Genomic DNA, 15,343 nt, shown 5'->3' on the forward strand with positions numbered 1-15,343 from the left:
TTTTTTATAAAATAAATTTTTGACAATATACCAAAATTTTCCTTATCACTATCATATAAAAATAAAAATATGTTAAAATTTTCATTTTTATGGAGAAAAAATGCAAGAAAAATTTGAAAATTCAGTAAAAAATATGTTAGAAATTATAGGTGAAAATCCTCAAAGAGAAGGCCTTTTAAAAACTCCTACTAGAGTATTTAAAGCATTTGATTTTTTAACAAGTGGTTATAAGCAAGATCCTAAAAAAATTTTAAACGATGCTTTGTTTGAAAGCTCAAACAACGAAATGGTTTTAGTAAGAGATATAGAATTTTATAGTCTTTGTGAGCATCATTTATTGCCTTTTTTTGGAAGAGTGCATGTAGCTTATATACCTGATAAAAAAGTAGTCGGTCTTTCTAAAATTCCTCGCCTTGTGGAAGTTTTTGCAAGACGCTTGCAAATTCAAGAACAACTCACCGAGCAAATAGCAGAATCTTTAATGAAGCATGTTGGCGCAAAAGGAGTAGGAGTAGTAATAGAAGCAAGACATATGTGCGTTGAAATGCGTGGAGTGCAAAAAGCAAATTCTACTACTAGCACTTCAGCCTTAAGAGGAAGTTTTTTAAAAAGTGAAAAAACTAGACGAGAGTTTTTTTCTTTGATCAATTCATCCAAACAGGTACGATTTTAAATGGGTTTAGAAAAACTTAGAAATAAAATTTCTTCACAAAATCTTTCTAGTGTTTTTGGACAAATTACTAAAATTTCAAGTACTAGTATAGAAATTAATGGTTTAAAAACTAGCATAGGTGATATCATAAAAATAGTCTCTAGCGAAAATGAAAGCAAAGAAGCTATGGCTATGGTTGTAGAAGTAGATGAAAATTTAAGCTATTTAAGCCCATTTGGCTTTGTTGAAGGCTTTAAAATAGGAGATCGTGCATTTATAAATGATGCAGGGATGCAAATAGGAGTAAGTGATGCATTATTAGGGCGCGTGGTAGATCCTTTTATGCATCCAAAAGATGGTAAAGGACCTATAGAGGCAAGTAAATTTATGCCTATTATGCGAGCTCCTATAGATGCTATGAAAAGAGGTTTGATAGAAGAGGTTTTTCCGGTTGGAGTTAAGACTATAGATGCACTTTTAACTTGCGGAGTAGGACAAAAGCTTGGAATTTTTGCAGGCAGCGGGGTTGGAAAATCAACCTTAATGGGCATGATAGTAAAAAATTCAAAAGCTCCTATAAAAGTTATAGCCCTAATAGGCGAACGCGGCAGAGAAATCCCTGAATTTATACAAAAAAATTTAGGTGGAAAACTTGATGATACTGTTATCATAGTGGCTACAAGCGATGATAGTGCATTGATGAGAAAATATGGTGCATTTTGTGCTATGAGTGTGGCTGAATATTTTAAAGAACAAGGCAAAGATGTACTTTTTATAATGGATAGTGTAACGCGTTTTGCTATGGCTCAAAGAGAAATAGGACTTGCTTTAGGTGAACCTCCAACTACTAAAGGATACCCACCTAGTGTTTTAAGTCTTTTACCTCAACTAATGGAACGAGCGGGTAAAGAAGAAGGTAAAGGAACTATAACAGCTTTTTTTACAGTGCTTGTAGATGGTGATGATATGAGCGATCCAATAGCCGATCAAAGCAGATCCATACTTGATGGGCACATAGTTTTAAGCAGAGAACTTACTGATTTTGGAATTTATCCTCCTATAAATATACAAAATTCAGCTTCTAGGGTTATGGGAGATATAATCACCCATGAACACAAAATGAGTGCTAGAAGATTTAAACGCTTGAATTCTTTATTAAAAGAAAATGAAGTTTTATTAAGAATTGGAGCTTATCAAAAAGGTAGCGACAAAGAACTTGATCAAGCTATAGCTAAAAAAGATTTTATGCAACAATTTCTTAGTCAAAATCCAGAAGAAAGTTTTGAATTTGAAGAGACTATCAATATGTTAAAAATGATTGATTCTTAATTATTTGGAATGATTCTTGCTCTTTATCATAAGCAAATTCAAAGTCATGAATAAAAGGATGAATCATGTCAAATACAACTATTTTAGATTTTCAAACCAATTTAAGTTTAAACTATATAGATATTTGTCAAAATATATTTGAAAGAGAAATTTATACTCAAATGTTTCTTGAATGTATTAGCTTTAATCTTACCGAAAACAAAGCCAAATTAAAATACATGAAAATTATTGCATCAAATGATGATTTTATAGTAGAATTTAAAATCAACAATCAAAAAAGATCATTTATTCTTAACGATAAAAGAATGATCAATGAAGAATTTAGATCTCATAGACTAACCCGAGAAGAATACCAAAAAGAAATTGCAAGATTTTATCAAATAGAAAGATATCTTAAATCCCAAAACAATCTTGAAAATTTTTCTCAAGAACTTTTTGCTCATATGAAAAATTTATTTAAAAATATGGATGAGTTTAAAAATTACATTGACATTTTAGAAGAAAAAGAAACAACTCACAACAATTATCTTTCAAAAATTTACAATATCGCTTAATATTAACAAAACTTTGCCGATAATACTTAAGAATCCAAACAAAAGGAGTAAGTTATGGGCGAAGTTACCAACAATCAGGCAAGCTTAATGCTTAATATAGCTACCACTGTAATGAAAAAAACTATGGAAGCAAAAGAAAATGCTGTAATGCAAGCACTCGAAGGCGTAAATGCAAGCACTGCTCCAACTACTACTCCTGCTAATAGTTCAGGATCACTTAACATTTACGCTTAATTTTTTCTCTTCAATTTAAAAATATTGGCATAGCTTTTGCTTAAATTGAGCTAAGCAATATTTTTAAAGAGAAGAGTTATGTTTATTAGTTCAAATATCAATCCATATCAAAATTTTGCAAATTCTACTTTTGTAAAATTAGAAAATTTAGAATCTAAAAAAGATACTACTAGTAATACCACCCAAAATGATCTTACAAAATCCAAGAATGACAATTTTAATGATGATTATAAAACAACCTATGCAAGCGAATTTGGTTTTAGAATAGACGAAAAAGGGTTTTTCGAAAAAGACTTAAATAAAAGTGCCAAAATTCCTTTTGATTATGATATAAACATTAAAAGTCTTAGAGAAATTTCAAAACAACTAATTAAATTGGATGAAAATTTAAATTACAACAAGATTGATTTGCCAAAACTTTTAAATTCATACCATAATACTTTAAAAACTATCAATCCTGAATTTGAAAATAATGATAATTCTTTTCTTAATAGAAGTGCTATTTTAAATTTAAATCAAGGATATAGTTATACTTATAATGGAACAATTTTAAAAGTCTATGAAAATTCTAAAGAACTTCAAGAAGCAAAAGATACCAATAAAAATTTAAATATCCTAATGCTTGATAATAAAATTGGAGATTTTGCTTTTAATTCTAGCGTTGAAAACACTTCAAATAATCCTATAATCAAACCTTATTTAAGTAAAAATGGTGAGGTTACAAAAAGTGGCTTGTTGCTTAATTATATTTATAATGATGTAAAAAGTCAAAATGAACAAAAAGCAAATTTTTTCATGTCTCCTATAGAACTTGATTTTTCCTCTAATGTAAAATTCCAAAAATTAATGAGAGGTGAATTAGATCTAAAAGATTATATCGATGAAAACAATAAGGAAAAAATGAGTTTTGATTTATATCTTTATATAAATGGAGTAAATAAAAACACTACCTCAGAAGACAAACTTTCTGTATTTTTTCAACAATACATTAACTATCAACATAGTATTAATATGGAAGAATTTGCAAATTCTAGTTCTATATATAGCCTTTATGTAGAACAAACTCAAAATACTTTTGAAAAACTCAAAAGCGACTTCAATCATAAAAGCGATCATATTGATCTTGAAAAAATAAACACCCAAAAAACACTTTTAGATACTCTATTTTTAGAAAACAGAAAAAGACAAGCCAATATTAATAAAATTTTACACTCTTATTTAAATGCAATGGCTTAACTTGTGTGTTAAAATATCAACCATATTTTATACAAGTTAAAAACTTGCTCAAAGTTTAAAGTTAAATTTAATATTTTAGTGTATATTACAAAAAAAGATAAAAATTATCCTAATTATAAGGAGTAAAATTTTGAAAGTATATTTAGACAATAATGCAACAACACAACTAGCTCCAGAAGCATACGAGCTTATGAAGCCTTTTTTTGAAGAAAACTATGGAAATCCAAATAGTCTTCATCAATGGGGTAGCGCAACACACCCTGCTTTAAAAGAAGCTATGGATAAGCTTTATGAAGGACTTGGGGCAAATGATTTAGATGATATTATCATCACTTCCTGTGCCACTGAGAGTATAAATTGGGTATTAAAAGGTATATATTTTGATCAAATTTTAAACAAAAATAAAAATGAAATCATAATTTCAAGTGTAGAACATCCTGCGGTAGCTGCAACAGCTATGTTTTTAAAAAATTTAGGTGTTAAGGTTATAGAACTTGGGGTTGATCACGAAGGAATTTCAAGTGTGCAGGATTTAAAAAATGCAATTTCAGATAAAACAGCTCTTGTAAGCATAATGTGGGCAAATAATGAAACAGGAATGATTTTCCCTATAGAAGAAATGACTCAAGTTGCTCACGAACATGGAGCATTATTTCACACAGATGCTACTCAAGCAGTAGGCAAAATAAAAGTAAATTTGACAAAAGCTGGAGTTGATTTTGCTTCATTTTCTGCACATAAATTCCATGGGCCAAAAGGGGTTGGAGGATTATTTATAAAAAAAGGTTTAAAACTTACTCCTTTATTGCACGGTGGAGAACATATGGGAGGCAGAAGAAGTGGAACTTTGAATGTTCCTTATATTGTCGCTATGGCAGAAGCGCTAAGAATAGCAAATAGTATGCTTGATTTTGAAAATTCTCATATTAGAAAATTAAGAGATAAATTAGAAGATTTAATTTTAACTATACCTGATACTAGCGTAGTAGGAGATAGATCAAGAAGAGTACCAAATACTATTTTAGCTAGTATAAAAGGTGTTGAAGGGGAAGCTATGCTTTGGGATTTAAATAAAAATGGCATAGCAGCAAGCACTGGTTCAGCCTGTGCTAGCGAGGCACTTGAAAGCAACCCTATCATGGAAGCAATTGGTGCAGAAAACGATCTAGCTCATACTGCTTTAAGACTTTCTTTATCAAGATTTAACACAGAAAAAGAGATCGATTATGCTGCTGATCAAATAAAAAAAGCAACACAAAGATTAAGACAAATTTCAAGTACTTATGCTTATAAGCCACAAAATAATTAAAGGATAAAAAATGGCAAAAAATAATTTAATTGGCGGATCAATTTGGGATGAATATTCAAATAAAGTTCAAGATAGAATGAATAATCCAAAACATATGGGTGAATTCACAGAAGAAGATGCAAAAAAAACAAATGCGAAATTAATCGTAGCTGATTTTGGAGCTGAAAGTTGTGGTGATGCTGTTAGGCTTTATTGGCTTGTAGATGAAAAAACAGATAAAATTATAGATGCCAAATTTAAAAGCTTTGGTTGTGGAACAGCCATAGCAAGTAGTGATACTATGGTTGAACTCTGCATAGGAAAAACAGTAGATGAGGCTGTTAAAATCACAAATTTAGATGTTGAATTTGCAATGAGAGACAACCCTGAAACTCCAGCTGTTCCACCTCAAAAAATGCATTGTTCTGTTATGGCTTATGATGTTATAAAACAAGCTGCAGCTCAATATAAAGGAATCAATCCTGAAGATTTTGAAGATCAAATTATAGTTTGTGAATGTGCTAGGGTAAGTCTTGGGACAATAAAAGAAGTTATAAGATTAAATGACTTAAAAAGCGTAGAAGAAATCACTCAATATACAAAAGCAGGAGCTTTTTGCAAATCCTGTGTAAAACCTGGCGGTCATGAAAAAAGAGAATACTATCTAGTGGATATACTAGCTCAAACTCGCGCTGAAATGGATAAAGAAAAATTAAAAGAGCAAAGCAAAGGCGATCTTGCTTTCGACGAAATGACCACAGTTGGACAATTAAAAGCCGTAGAAGCTATTTTAGACAATGATGTACGTCCTATGTTACATGGCGATGGTGGGGACTTAGAAGTAATTGATATCCAAAAAAGTGATAATAAAAATATAGACATATATATCCGCTATCTAGGGGCTTGTAGTGGTTGTTCAAGTGGAAGTGGTGCGACTTTATATGCTATTGAAAATATTCTACAAGAAGAATTAAGTCCAAATATACGCGTAATTCCAGTTTAAGTAGTCTTCTACTTAAACTTTTATATAAAAATAAATCTTTTATGATAAAATATTTATTTAATCTATATTAAAAGGTTATTTTTATGCAAAGACTTCAAACTCTTATCAAAAGCGAAACTTTTCCTGGAGTTTTATTAATATTTTTTACAGCACTTGCGCTGATTTTGCAAAATAGTTCATTAACTAATCAATATACAGATTTTTTAAATATTCCCTTTGGATTTCAAGCTGGAAGTTTAGAAATTTTCAAACCCTTATTATTATGGATAAATGATGGTTTGATTGCAATTTTTTTCTTTGCAATTGGACTTGAATTAAAATATGAAATTACAAGAGGGCAATTAAACAGCATAAAAGCTATGACTTTACCTATATTTGCAGCACTAGGGGGGATGATTATCCCTGCTTTAATTTTTGCATTTTTTAATTATAAAGATCCTTTTGCTTTACAAGGTTGGGCTATACCAACTGCGACTGATATAGCTTTTGCAATTGGAATTTTAATGCTTTTAGGAAAAAAAGTACCAATTGCTTTAAAATTATTTTTGCTTTCTTTAGCTATATTTGATGATTTAGGCGCAATTATAATAATAGCATTATTTTACACAAGTGAGCTTTCAGCAGTTGCAATGATTATAGCTTTAATTTGCATGTTAGCACTTTATATCTTAAATCATTTTCATGTGACTAAAAAATCTTTTTATATTATCGTAGCTATTATTTTTTGGATTAGCATGTTAAAAAGCGGAGTTCATGCTACTTTAGCGGGAGTTATCACTGCACTATTTATACCATTAAACACTAAAGATGGAAAATCTTTTTTAAAAGAAATAGAACATGATTTAACACCTTGGGTAAGTTATTTTATACTTCCTATTTTTGCTTTTGCAAACGCTGGAGTAGATTTAAAAAATATGGATGTTAATTTTATGTTTTCTTCTGTTAGTTTAGGGATTATACTAGGACTTTTTGTTGGAAAACAAATAGGGGTATTTTTATTTTCTTACATTAGCATCAGGTTTGGTCTTGCAAAACTTCCACAAAATGTAAATTTCAAACAACTTTATGGAGTGTGTATCCTAACAGGCATTGGCTTTACTATGAGCTTTTTTATCGATGGTTTAGCTTATCAAAATAGCGATATTTTTGCATATTCTGATAAGTTAGCTATCTTAATAGCATCATTTTTAAGCGCGGTGATAGGATATCTTTACTTAAAAATTATTTATCGTTCTTCAAAAACATGAACATAAAAAGATATTTTAATTTTATATCCATAGAAATTCTAGGAGGATTGTTGCTATTAGGTGCGACAATCTTGGCTTTGATATTAAAAAATAGTTCATATGGCAATAGCTATATGGAATTTCTTAGTGTCGAGATAGGTTTAAAGATAGGAAATTGGGAGCTTTTTAAACCTTCATTACTATGGATAAGTGATGGTTTGATTGCGATTTTTTTCTTTGCAATTGGACTTGAATTAAAAAAAGAATTCACGCAAGGAGAATTTAAAACTCTTAGCAATATTATATTACCATTAATAAGTTGGTATAGCGACTCCTATTTTAACGATACTTATACTTTAAAAAATGAGCTTACCTACTGATAATACTTTTACACTAGTGATATTAGCTATGTTAAAACAACGCACTCCAAGCTCATTAAAAGTATTTTTAATTTCACTTGCAATTTTTGATGATATATGGGCTATTTTAATCATAGTCATTTTTATACTAATGAATTTTATACTCCAGCTTTTTATTGCATGTGAAGCAAGGTATTTTATTTTGTAAATAATTTTGTAATTTTACTTGCTTCACTAGCTTTTGATGTGTTTAGTTATTTTTATGTGCGTTTTATCAAATAATTAATTTTTTTTTAAATTAAATTCAGATACAATTGCATATTTAAATTTGGCCCATTCGTCTAGCGGTTAGGACATCGCCCTTTCACGGCGGTAACACGAGTTCGAGTCTCGTATGGGTCACCACTTTTTTGTCATCTAAATAATTTTATAAAAATAAAGAATAGTTTTAATAACCAAAAATCAATAGTATTTTTACAACTAAAGCTACAATCATACAGAATGATTTTCACAGCAAAAAGATTTGCGTAAAAATTATAAATAATCTATATAGTTAAATGCAAAAATGTTTTAAAATAACCATTATAAACAATTTTGCCTATTCACGAAACCTATAATATTTTATAGTGGTATTTTTCTTAAATATAATATACACAATAAAACTTATCCGTTAAATTTTGTAAAATAAATTTTTGCTCTATTTATTCTCGCTATCTTTAAAAGAAAATATAGGCAAACTTAAACCATAATATATCGCTAAAAGTCTTGCTATAGTTCCTACAATCAACGAAGCAAGAATCACCCATAACTCATCAACACCTATCATATATAATATATAATACAAAGCCCCAGTTAAAATCGCTACACCTGCATAAATTTCTTTTTGAAAAACCAAAGGAATTCTAGCACATAAAATATCTCTTAATATCCCTCCAAAAACTCCAGTAATCACAGCAGCACTCACAGCTATTATAAAACCATATCCCATTTGTATTGCAATTTGTGCTCCCAAAACACTAAAAACCACCAAACCTATAGCATCTAACACTAAAAAAAGTTTTTCAAGTCTAATTACATATTTTGAAATTTTTGTTGTAATCATAGCTGCTATGCAAATTAAAATCACATATTCAGGAGTTTTTACCCAAGTTAAAGGATAATGATCAAGTAAAATATCCCTTATAGAACCGCCACCAATTGCAGTTACCAAAGCTATGAAAATTACGCCAAAAAGATCCATCTTATGACGCCCTGCAGCAATAGCTCCAGTCATCGCATCAACGGTGATACCTATAATGTAGAGTATGGTTAAAAGCATGGCGGAAAGACCCTTGAAAAAACAAGGGCTTAGTTATTACTTACGATGTTAATGATATTTTGAGCAACTTTTTTAGCAATAGGCTCAACAAATTCAGCAGGAGAAGTAAATCCTACACAAGAGCAATTAATCTCACCTAAAACATATTTATCTTTACCATTTTCATCTGTGTCTAAAATAAAATCTGCTGTCCAAATCAAAGGTATATCGTAATTTCCAAGTTTTGAACGAATTTCTGGCAAGGTTGCTAAAAACCAATCAACTAATTCTTGCCAATCTTTTGGTTCATCATATCTATACTTTGCACCTGAAAAAAGTGTAGCAGAAAACGCATCAGCACCTTCAGCAGGTTTTTTATGTACCACATAAATTGGAGTATGATAAAGCATTAAAATTCTAATTTCACCTTCTTTAATACGAGGTAAAAAAGTCATATCTACAAGCATACCATTATCGCCAACTATATATTGCTCACAAAAATCCATAAATTCGCCAAGTTCTCTTTCTTCTGTATGATTATCTTTGGCTTCTGTGCATTTGATTTTTGCATTTAATGGCACACTTGTCACTCCTACTGGTAGCTCATCTATCAATCTTACACGCCAAATACCCTCGCCAGTTGAACCACGATTTTGCTTTAAAACTCTCTCACCTTTTGCCAAAGTCTTAACAAAATTTTCTTTAAAAGTTTTAATATCATAGTATGCATAAGTATCTTCAGGTACTAAAGCAGTTTTATTTAGCTTAGTCAAAGCGTCTTTAGCTCCATAACCAATCATCGCATCAGGATGAGGCATACCTATAACACCATCATCACAAAGTTTTCTTAGCATGTCAAAATATTCATTTTCTTCTTTTAAATTTCCTGGATTAATCCTGGAAACATAAGCATCGGCATTATTTTTTACATATTCATAAATTTCATCTTTTTTTTCAAGCTCAAAAAATATCACCTCAGCATTCCATCCTTGATCTTTTAGAGCATTTACCATAGGCATAGTATCTTTTCTATGTCCATCTTCACCTTTGTCGCTTCCTCCTCTAACTTCAAAAAAAACAATATTTTTTTTCATATCAACCCCTTTTTATAAAATATAACAAAATAATAACCAAACAAGCATTAAACTTCATTGATGATTTTTTTTAAATTAGACAAATTTGAATTTGCATTTAACAACAATGCATCTGCCATGACAACTCTAGCCATAGCAGTTACTACTATAGATCCTCTTATACCTACACAAGGATCATGCCTGCCTTTTAACTCACATATGACATTATCACCTTTAATATTTTGAGTTTGCTGTGGCAAAAATATAGAAGGTGTTGGTTTAAAAAATGTTTTAAATTCTATAAAATTTCCATTTGAAATTCCCCCTAAAATTCCACCACTATGATTGCTTAAAAATTTATCATCTTTGATTTCATCATTATTTTGACTACCAAACATATAACTACTTTTGCATCCACTACCAATTTCTATAGCTTTAACTGCATTTATACTCATAATAGCATGAGCAAGCTTAGAATCAAGCTTATCATACAAAGGTTCTCCTAAATTTTTAAAAGGATTTATAATCTTAGTAAAAACTCTTGCTCCTATGCTATCTTTTGCTTTTTTAGCTTTTAAAATCTCATCTTTAAAGCTTTGCTCTAAATCTACATCTAAAGCATAAATTTCGCTCTTTGATGCAAATTCAAAATCAAACTCATCATTTTTTAACTGACTCTCAATCTCCCCAACCCCATAAACACCACTCATAATTTCTATATCAAATTCTTTTAAAAGCATTTGTGCTACAGCTCCTGCTGCAACTCTAGCTATGCTTTCTCTAGCACTTGCTCTTCCACCACCTGCATAATCTCTAATGCCATATTTATGAAAATAAGTATAATCAGCATGAGCAGGTCTAAATAGCTCTTTTAAATTTTCATAATCTTTTGAATGTTGATTTTCATTAAAAACCATTATAGCTATAGGAGTTCCTGTGGTATAACCCTCAAAAACACCGCTTAAAATTTGAGCTTTATCATTTTCTTTACGCGGAGTAGAAAATTTATTTTGTCCTGGCTTTCTTTTATCAAGTTCGTTTTGTAAAAACTCTTCATCAAATTTAACACCAGCTGGCATACCATCTATAACACATCCTATTGCCCTGCCATGTGATTCCCCAAAGCTTGTAAATTTAAATTTTGTTCCAAAGGTATTCATAATTGTCCTAGCTTTTCCAAAGCTATTTTTGCACATTGTTGCTGGGCTTCTTTTTTACTACCTGCTATTGCTCTTGCAAATTCTGCACCTTGAATTTTTACAGCAATTTCAAATTGTTTTTTATGATCTGGACCAAAAGCTCTAATTACAATATATTCTGGAGTTACTGCCATATCTGCTTGAGTGATTTCTTGCAGTTTGGTTTTATAATCTTTAAACAAACTTTGTGTATCAATATGCGGATAAACTTCTTCTAATAATTTTAAAGCTATATGTTTAGTTTTTTCAAAACCTATCTCTAAATACAAAGCCCCCACTAAAGCTTCAAAAGCATCTGAAAGTATTGATGGTTTATTGCGGCCATCGTTGTTTTCTTCTGCAGCCGACATAAAAACGCACGCTCCAAGGTTTAATTTTTGAGCCAAATGTGCAAAAGATTTTTCATTTACCAAAGCAGCTCTTAATTTAGAAAGATTTCCTTCAGAATCTTTTTGAAATTTAAAAAATAAAAATTCCCCTACTACTAAATCCATAACCGCATCGCCCAAAAATTCTAATCTTTCATTATTATAAGGCTTTTTATAACTTTTATGAGTTAAAGCTTCAATTAATAATTTTTCATCTTTAAAAGTATAGTTTAAACACTCTTGAAGTTTTTTAAGCATTATTTAGCCTTTTTTCTTGAAGTTTTAAAGCTGCTTGCCTTGCTAATGTATCACAACGCTCGTTAAACTCATGCCCATTATGTGCTTTTACCCAAATAGCACAAATAGCATGATTTTTTGCCACTTTGATATATTCTTTCCATAAATCCACATTTTTTTTACCCTTAAAATCTTTTTTTATCCAATCTTTTAGCCATTGATTAATACTTTGAACCATTAAATTAGAATCAGTGTATAATTTTATCTCACAAGGTTCTTTTAAAGCTTCTAAAGCTTTGATAATAGCCATTAATTCCATACGATTATTAGTTGTATTTTCACAAGCACCACTATGCTCTTTCATATGATTTTTATAGCTTAATACATAAGCCCATCCACCAAAACCAGGATTATTCAAACATGAGCCATCGGTATAAATTTCAATGCTTTTCAAGTTCTAACCTCATAATAAATCTTGCATGTGTTAAATTCATAACATATTGGACAATGATAAAAAAACAACGGGTGTTGGTTTTTGCAATTATTACAAACATAAGTAAAAAAAAGTCGAGCTTTTATATCATTATCATTTAAAATTTTTAAAATTTTAAATTTTTCATTAGTCAATCTAATAGCTGTTTTTTCAATACCTTTAGCATAAAAAAATTCATGATATTTTAAATCTTTGATATTAAAAGCTTGCGTAAAATTATCAAGCAAATCAATGATATTTTCAAAGCTAGGCATTATTTGCATATCATCTTTATAATAAGCAAAACAAAGCCTTAAAACACTTTCATTATCTTTTGAAAGAGCTAAAATTTCTTGTTTTTTTTCATCTTCGCTTTTAGCACTTGCTTGAATTTTTAAAGCCTTGATTAAAGCTTTTTCAGTATAAATATTTTCTCCAAGCTCAAACAAACACTCTAAAACTTCTAAAACTCTATCATAATCTTTTAATTTCAAATAAACTATTTTTAAAAGTTTTAAGCTTTCTTTGTTGCGTGATTTAATTTTTAAAGCATTAATTAAAGCTTCTATACTTCTTTCTAAAAATCCTGCTTTTAAATACACACTAGCTAAAGAAAAAAAGATATATTCTTTTTGATTTGCGTCATTAGATTTTTGCAAGGCAATCAAATATATACCTACTGCTTTTTCAAATTCTCCGCTTTTAGTAAAAATTTGGGCTAAAAAATTTAAATTTTCTATGCTTAAATTTGCATTTTTTAAAAGTTTCTGATGAGTTGAGTTAATTTCAAATTTTTTGACAAAACGATCTAGTTTATTTTTTTGATCTTTGCTAGCAAACATACGCCATATATAATGCGAACTAGCCACACATAAAACCAAAGCAGTTAAAACAATTAGTCCAAACAAAGGATCTCTATATTCTACAAAGAAAAAATCCATCTAATCTCAACTTAAATTCATAAATTTATAACAATTATAGCTAAATGCTTATATAATTTTCTTTAAGGTTTAAAAATGATAGAACAAACTAGTATAGAGCAACTTTTACAAAAAACAGACATTGTTGATATCATAGCCCATTATGTAGAAGTAAAAAAACAAGGTTCAGGCTATGTATGCGTATGTCCTTTTCATGATGATAAAAATCCAAGTATGCATATTAACCCTATTAAAGGTTTTTATCATTGCTTTGCTTGCAAAGCTGGGGGAAATGTCTTTAAATTTGTAATGGATTATGAAAAATTAAACTTTGTTGAAGCAGTCGAAAAAGTCGCTTCATGGAGTAATTTTTCACTCACTTATACTTCGCAAAAACAAGATAATAAAAAATCTATTATGCATATATTGCCTAGTTTGAATGCCTTTTATAAACAAAATCTAAGTAAAAACAAAGAAGCCTTAGCTTATCTTTACAAAAGAGGCTTAAATGATGAAGATATTAGAAAATTTGAGTTAGGCTATGCTCCTAGTTCAAATGAAACTTTAAGATTATTACAAAATGAACAAATTAATATCCAAGAAGCCTTAGAAGCTGGAGCTATAAAGCAAAATGAAAGTGGAATTTATGCAAGCTTTATTAATCGCATCACTTTTAGCATTTATGATCATAAAAATTTACTCGTAGGCTTTGGAGGTAGAACCTTAGATGAAAGCAATATGGCTAAATATGTCAATTCTCCTCAAAGTAAATTATTTGACAAATCAAGAATTTTTTACGCATTGCATTTAGCAAAAGATGAAATTTACAAACAAAAAGAGATGATAATTTGCGAAGGTTATATGGATGCTATAGCTTTACATAAAGCTGGTTTTACCAATTCTGTAGCAGTTTTAGGCACAGCTTTGGGGGAAAATCATATTCCTTTGATTAAAAGATTACAAGCTAGAGTGATTTTATGTTTTGATAATGATAATGCAGGATTAAATGCTGCTCTTAGATCAGCTCATTTGCTAAGCTTAGCAAAAATTGATGGTAAAGTTGTCTTGATCGAAGGAGGTAAAGACCCTGCAGAACTTGTAGCAACACATCAAGAAAAGCTTTTATTTTCTATACTAGAAAAAGGCATAGAACTAGGCGAATTTTATATAAGAAATTTAATCACTCATTTTGATTTAAATTCGGCATTAAATAAACAACAAGCCTTAGAAGAAGTGCAAAAATACACTTTTTCGCTAGAATCTTTAATAGCAAATTCATATGTTAATTTGGTTGCAAATTTACTTGGAGTAAATCATCAAGACATTAAACTTAGCAAAAATACAAAAACTCAGAATACTTTTTTAAAATTACGCCCACAAAAGCAAAATTTTACCAACAATATAAGCGAATTAGAATTGTTAAAATTTTTACATGAAAATCCAAATTCTATATCTATTTTTAATGCTATAAGTTCGCAAGAATATTTTTTACACCAAGATATCATACAAGCTATTTTAACCCATCAAAATTTTGAAAATGCAAGTATAAGAGAACTTTATGAGTATAAAAATATCAAAGATTTGGCTAATTTGGAAGAATTTTTATATGCAATTTGTAAAATAAATTTAGCTTTTTTTAATAGATTAAAAAATCTTGATTTTACTCAAGCTTTAAAAAAACAAATTTTTAATTTGCTCAACCAAAATTTAGAAAAAATCAAAAAAATCTATCAAAATGAAGAAATTTTTCTTTCTCACTTAAATGAAATTTTAAAAACTATACAAACATTAAAAGACGATGAATTAGAACTTTTTTTTATAAATTTGCAAAGAAATATCAAAAACAAACAAGAGTTTTATGTTCATTATGATGAAACTTTTTAAATTTTAGAAAAT

General features: G+C 29.5%; 17 protein-coding genes and 1 tRNA gene. 12 read left to right on the forward strand and 6 right to left on the reverse strand.

Annotation, left to right across the window (positions count from 1 at the left end; translation table 11 throughout):
- Window positions 1-100 precede the first annotated feature (100 nt).
- The 11 genes from folE to FPD38_RS00170 all read left to right on the forward strand — a co-directional run bounded on the left by folE (window position 101) and on the right by FPD38_RS00170 (window position 8,286).
- Window positions 101-673 carry a GTP cyclohydrolase I FolE gene (folE, locus tag FPD38_RS00120; protein ID WP_147554800.1) on the forward strand — a complete coding sequence of 191 codons (573 nt, stop codon included), beginning with the start codon at window positions 101-103 and terminating at the stop codon, window positions 671-673.
- Window positions 674-1,981 carry a flagellar protein export ATPase FliI gene (fliI, locus tag FPD38_RS00125; RefSeq protein ID WP_147554801.1) on the forward strand — a complete coding sequence of 436 codons (1,308 nt, stop codon included), beginning with the start codon at window positions 674-676 and terminating at the stop codon, window positions 1,979-1,981.
- 65 nt (window positions 1,982-2,046) lie between these two features.
- Window positions 2,047-2,535, forward strand: a complete 489-nt coding sequence (locus FPD38_RS00130) for a hypothetical protein (RefSeq protein ID WP_147554802.1) — start codon at window positions 2,047-2,049, stop codon at window positions 2,533-2,535.
- Window positions 2,536-2,589: 54 nt separating this feature from the next.
- A complete protein-coding gene (locus FPD38_RS00135) occupies window positions 2,590-2,769 on the forward strand; it encodes a putative motility protein (protein WP_147554803.1) in 180 nt (59 codons plus the stop codon).
- A gap of 78 nt (window positions 2,770-2,847) precedes the next feature.
- Complete coding sequence (locus FPD38_RS00140) at window positions 2,848-4,005, forward strand: Cj0814-related protein (protein ID WP_147554804.1); 1,158 nt, start codon at window positions 2,848-2,850, stop codon at window positions 4,003-4,005.
- Window positions 4,006-4,135: 130 nt separating this feature from the next.
- Complete coding sequence (locus FPD38_RS00145; protein ID WP_147554805.1) at window positions 4,136-5,314, forward strand: NifS family cysteine desulfurase; 1,179 nt, start codon at window positions 4,136-4,138, stop codon at window positions 5,312-5,314.
- A 10-nt stretch (window positions 5,315-5,324) separates the two neighbouring features.
- Window positions 5,325-6,296, forward strand: a complete 972-nt coding sequence (locus tag FPD38_RS00150; protein WP_147554806.1) for an iron-sulfur cluster assembly scaffold protein — start codon at window positions 5,325-5,327, stop codon at window positions 6,294-6,296.
- Between the two features lie 83 nt (window positions 6,297-6,379).
- Window positions 6,380-7,543, forward strand: a complete 1,164-nt coding sequence (gene nhaA / locus FPD38_RS00155) for a Na+/H+ antiporter NhaA (RefSeq protein ID WP_147554807.1) — start codon at window positions 6,380-6,382, stop codon at window positions 7,541-7,543.
- A 50-nt stretch (window positions 7,544-7,593) separates the two neighbouring features.
- Window positions 7,594-7,902: a Na+/H+ antiporter NhaA gene (locus tag FPD38_RS00160; RefSeq protein WP_187153060.1), complete on the forward strand. Its 309-nt coding sequence runs from the start codon at window positions 7,594-7,596 to the stop codon at window positions 7,900-7,902.
- Window positions 7,886-8,089, forward strand: coding sequence for a Na+/H+ antiporter NhaA (locus FPD38_RS00165; RefSeq protein WP_147554809.1), 204 nt, complete (start codon window positions 7,886-7,888; stop codon window positions 8,087-8,089). The genes FPD38_RS00160 and FPD38_RS00165 overlap by 17 nt, the downstream gene beginning before the upstream one ends.
- Window positions 8,090-8,211: 122 nt before the next feature.
- Window positions 8,212-8,286: transfer RNA gene (locus tag FPD38_RS00170), tRNA-Glu, on the forward strand.
- A gap of 292 nt (window positions 8,287-8,578) precedes the next feature.
- Here FPD38_RS00170 and FPD38_RS00175 read toward each other — a convergent pair.
- The 6 genes from FPD38_RS00175 to FPD38_RS00200 are packed head-to-tail and all read right to left on the reverse strand — an operon-like array spanning window position 8,579 to window position 13,468.
- A complete protein-coding gene (locus FPD38_RS00175) occupies window positions 8,579-9,199 on the reverse strand; it encodes a trimeric intracellular cation channel family protein (RefSeq protein WP_147554810.1) in 621 nt (206 codons plus the stop codon).
- Window positions 9,200-9,228: 29 nt separating this feature from the next.
- Window positions 9,229-10,272 (reverse strand): Cj0069 family protein, encoded by a 1,044-nt coding sequence (locus FPD38_RS00180; protein ID WP_147554811.1) that lies wholly within the window; start codon window positions 10,270-10,272, stop codon window positions 9,229-9,231.
- Between the two features lie 47 nt (window positions 10,273-10,319).
- Entirely contained in the window at window positions 10,320-11,411 is a 1,092-nt protein-coding gene (gene aroC, locus FPD38_RS00185) for a chorismate synthase (RefSeq protein ID WP_147554812.1), read from the reverse strand.
- The gene (gene rnc / locus FPD38_RS00190; RefSeq protein ID WP_147554813.1) at window positions 11,408-12,076 is read right to left on the reverse strand and encodes a ribonuclease III; all 669 of its coding nucleotides are present in this window, start codon (window positions 12,074-12,076) and stop codon (window positions 11,408-11,410) included. Before rnc ends, aroC begins: the two co-directional genes overlap by 4 nt.
- Window positions 12,069-12,509: a ribonuclease HI gene (gene rnhA, locus FPD38_RS00195; protein ID WP_147554814.1), complete on the reverse strand. Its 441-nt coding sequence runs from the start codon at window positions 12,507-12,509 to the stop codon at window positions 12,069-12,071. Before rnhA ends, rnc begins: the two co-directional genes overlap by 8 nt.
- On the reverse strand, window positions 12,506-13,468 hold the full coding sequence (locus tag FPD38_RS00200; RefSeq protein WP_147554815.1) for a hypothetical protein: 963 nt from the start codon (window positions 13,466-13,468) through the stop codon (window positions 12,506-12,508). The genes rnhA and FPD38_RS00200 overlap by 4 nt, the downstream gene beginning before the upstream one ends.
- Before the next feature lie 75 nt (window positions 13,469-13,543).
- On the opposite strand from FPD38_RS00200, the gene dnaG reads away from it, so the two are divergent.
- Complete coding sequence (gene dnaG, locus FPD38_RS00205) at window positions 13,544-15,331, forward strand: DNA primase (RefSeq protein ID WP_147554816.1); 1,788 nt, start codon at window positions 13,544-13,546, stop codon at window positions 15,329-15,331.
- The last annotated feature ends 12 nt before the right edge of the window (window positions 15,332-15,343 follow it).

The sequence above is a fragment of the Campylobacter volucris genome (genome assembly GCF_008011665.1).
In the GTDB taxonomy this organism is placed as follows: domain Bacteria; phylum Campylobacterota; class Campylobacteria; order Campylobacterales; family Campylobacteraceae; genus Campylobacter_D; species Campylobacter_D volucris_A.

Bases quoted from the DNA above. Each gene is read 5' to 3' on its own strand.
- folE (WP_147554800.1), top strand. From the start codon at position 101: ATGCAAGAAAAATTTGAAAATTCAGTAAAAAATATGTTAGAAATTATA.
- fliI (WP_147554801.1), top strand. From the start codon at position 674: ATGGGTTTAGAAAAACTTAGAAATAAAATTTCTTCACAAAATCTTTCT.
- FPD38_RS00130 (WP_147554802.1), top strand. From the start codon at position 2,047: ATGTCAAATACAACTATTTTAGATTTTCAAACCAATTTAAGTTTAAAC.
- FPD38_RS00135 (WP_147554803.1), top strand. From the start codon at position 2,590: ATGGGCGAAGTTACCAACAATCAGGCAAGCTTAATGCTTAATATAGCT.
- FPD38_RS00140 (WP_147554804.1), top strand. From the start codon at position 2,848: ATGTTTATTAGTTCAAATATCAATCCATATCAAAATTTTGCAAATTCT.
- FPD38_RS00150 (WP_147554806.1), top strand. From the start codon at position 5,325: ATGGCAAAAAATAATTTAATTGGCGGATCAATTTGGGATGAATATTCA.
- nhaA (WP_147554807.1), top strand. From the start codon at position 6,380: ATGCAAAGACTTCAAACTCTTATCAAAAGCGAAACTTTTCCTGGAGTT.
- FPD38_RS00165 (WP_147554809.1), top strand. From the start codon at position 7,886: ATGAGCTTACCTACTGATAATACTTTTACACTAGTGATATTAGCTATG.
- FPD38_RS00175 (WP_147554810.1), bottom strand. From the start codon at position 9,199: ATGCTTTTAACCATACTCTACATTATAGGTATCACCGTTGATGCGATG.
- FPD38_RS00180 (WP_147554811.1), bottom strand. From the start codon at position 10,272: ATGAAAAAAAATATTGTTTTTTTTGAAGTTAGAGGAGGAAGCGACAAA.
- aroC (WP_147554812.1), bottom strand. From the start codon at position 11,411: ATGAATACCTTTGGAACAAAATTTAAATTTACAAGCTTTGGGGAATCA.
- rnc (WP_147554813.1), bottom strand. From the start codon at position 12,076: ATGCTTAAAAAACTTCAAGAGTGTTTAAACTATACTTTTAAAGATGAA.
- FPD38_RS00200 (WP_147554815.1), bottom strand. From the start codon at position 13,468: ATGGATTTTTTCTTTGTAGAATATAGAGATCCTTTGTTTGGACTAATT.
- dnaG (WP_147554816.1), top strand. From the start codon at position 13,544: ATGATAGAACAAACTAGTATAGAGCAACTTTTACAAAAAACAGACATT.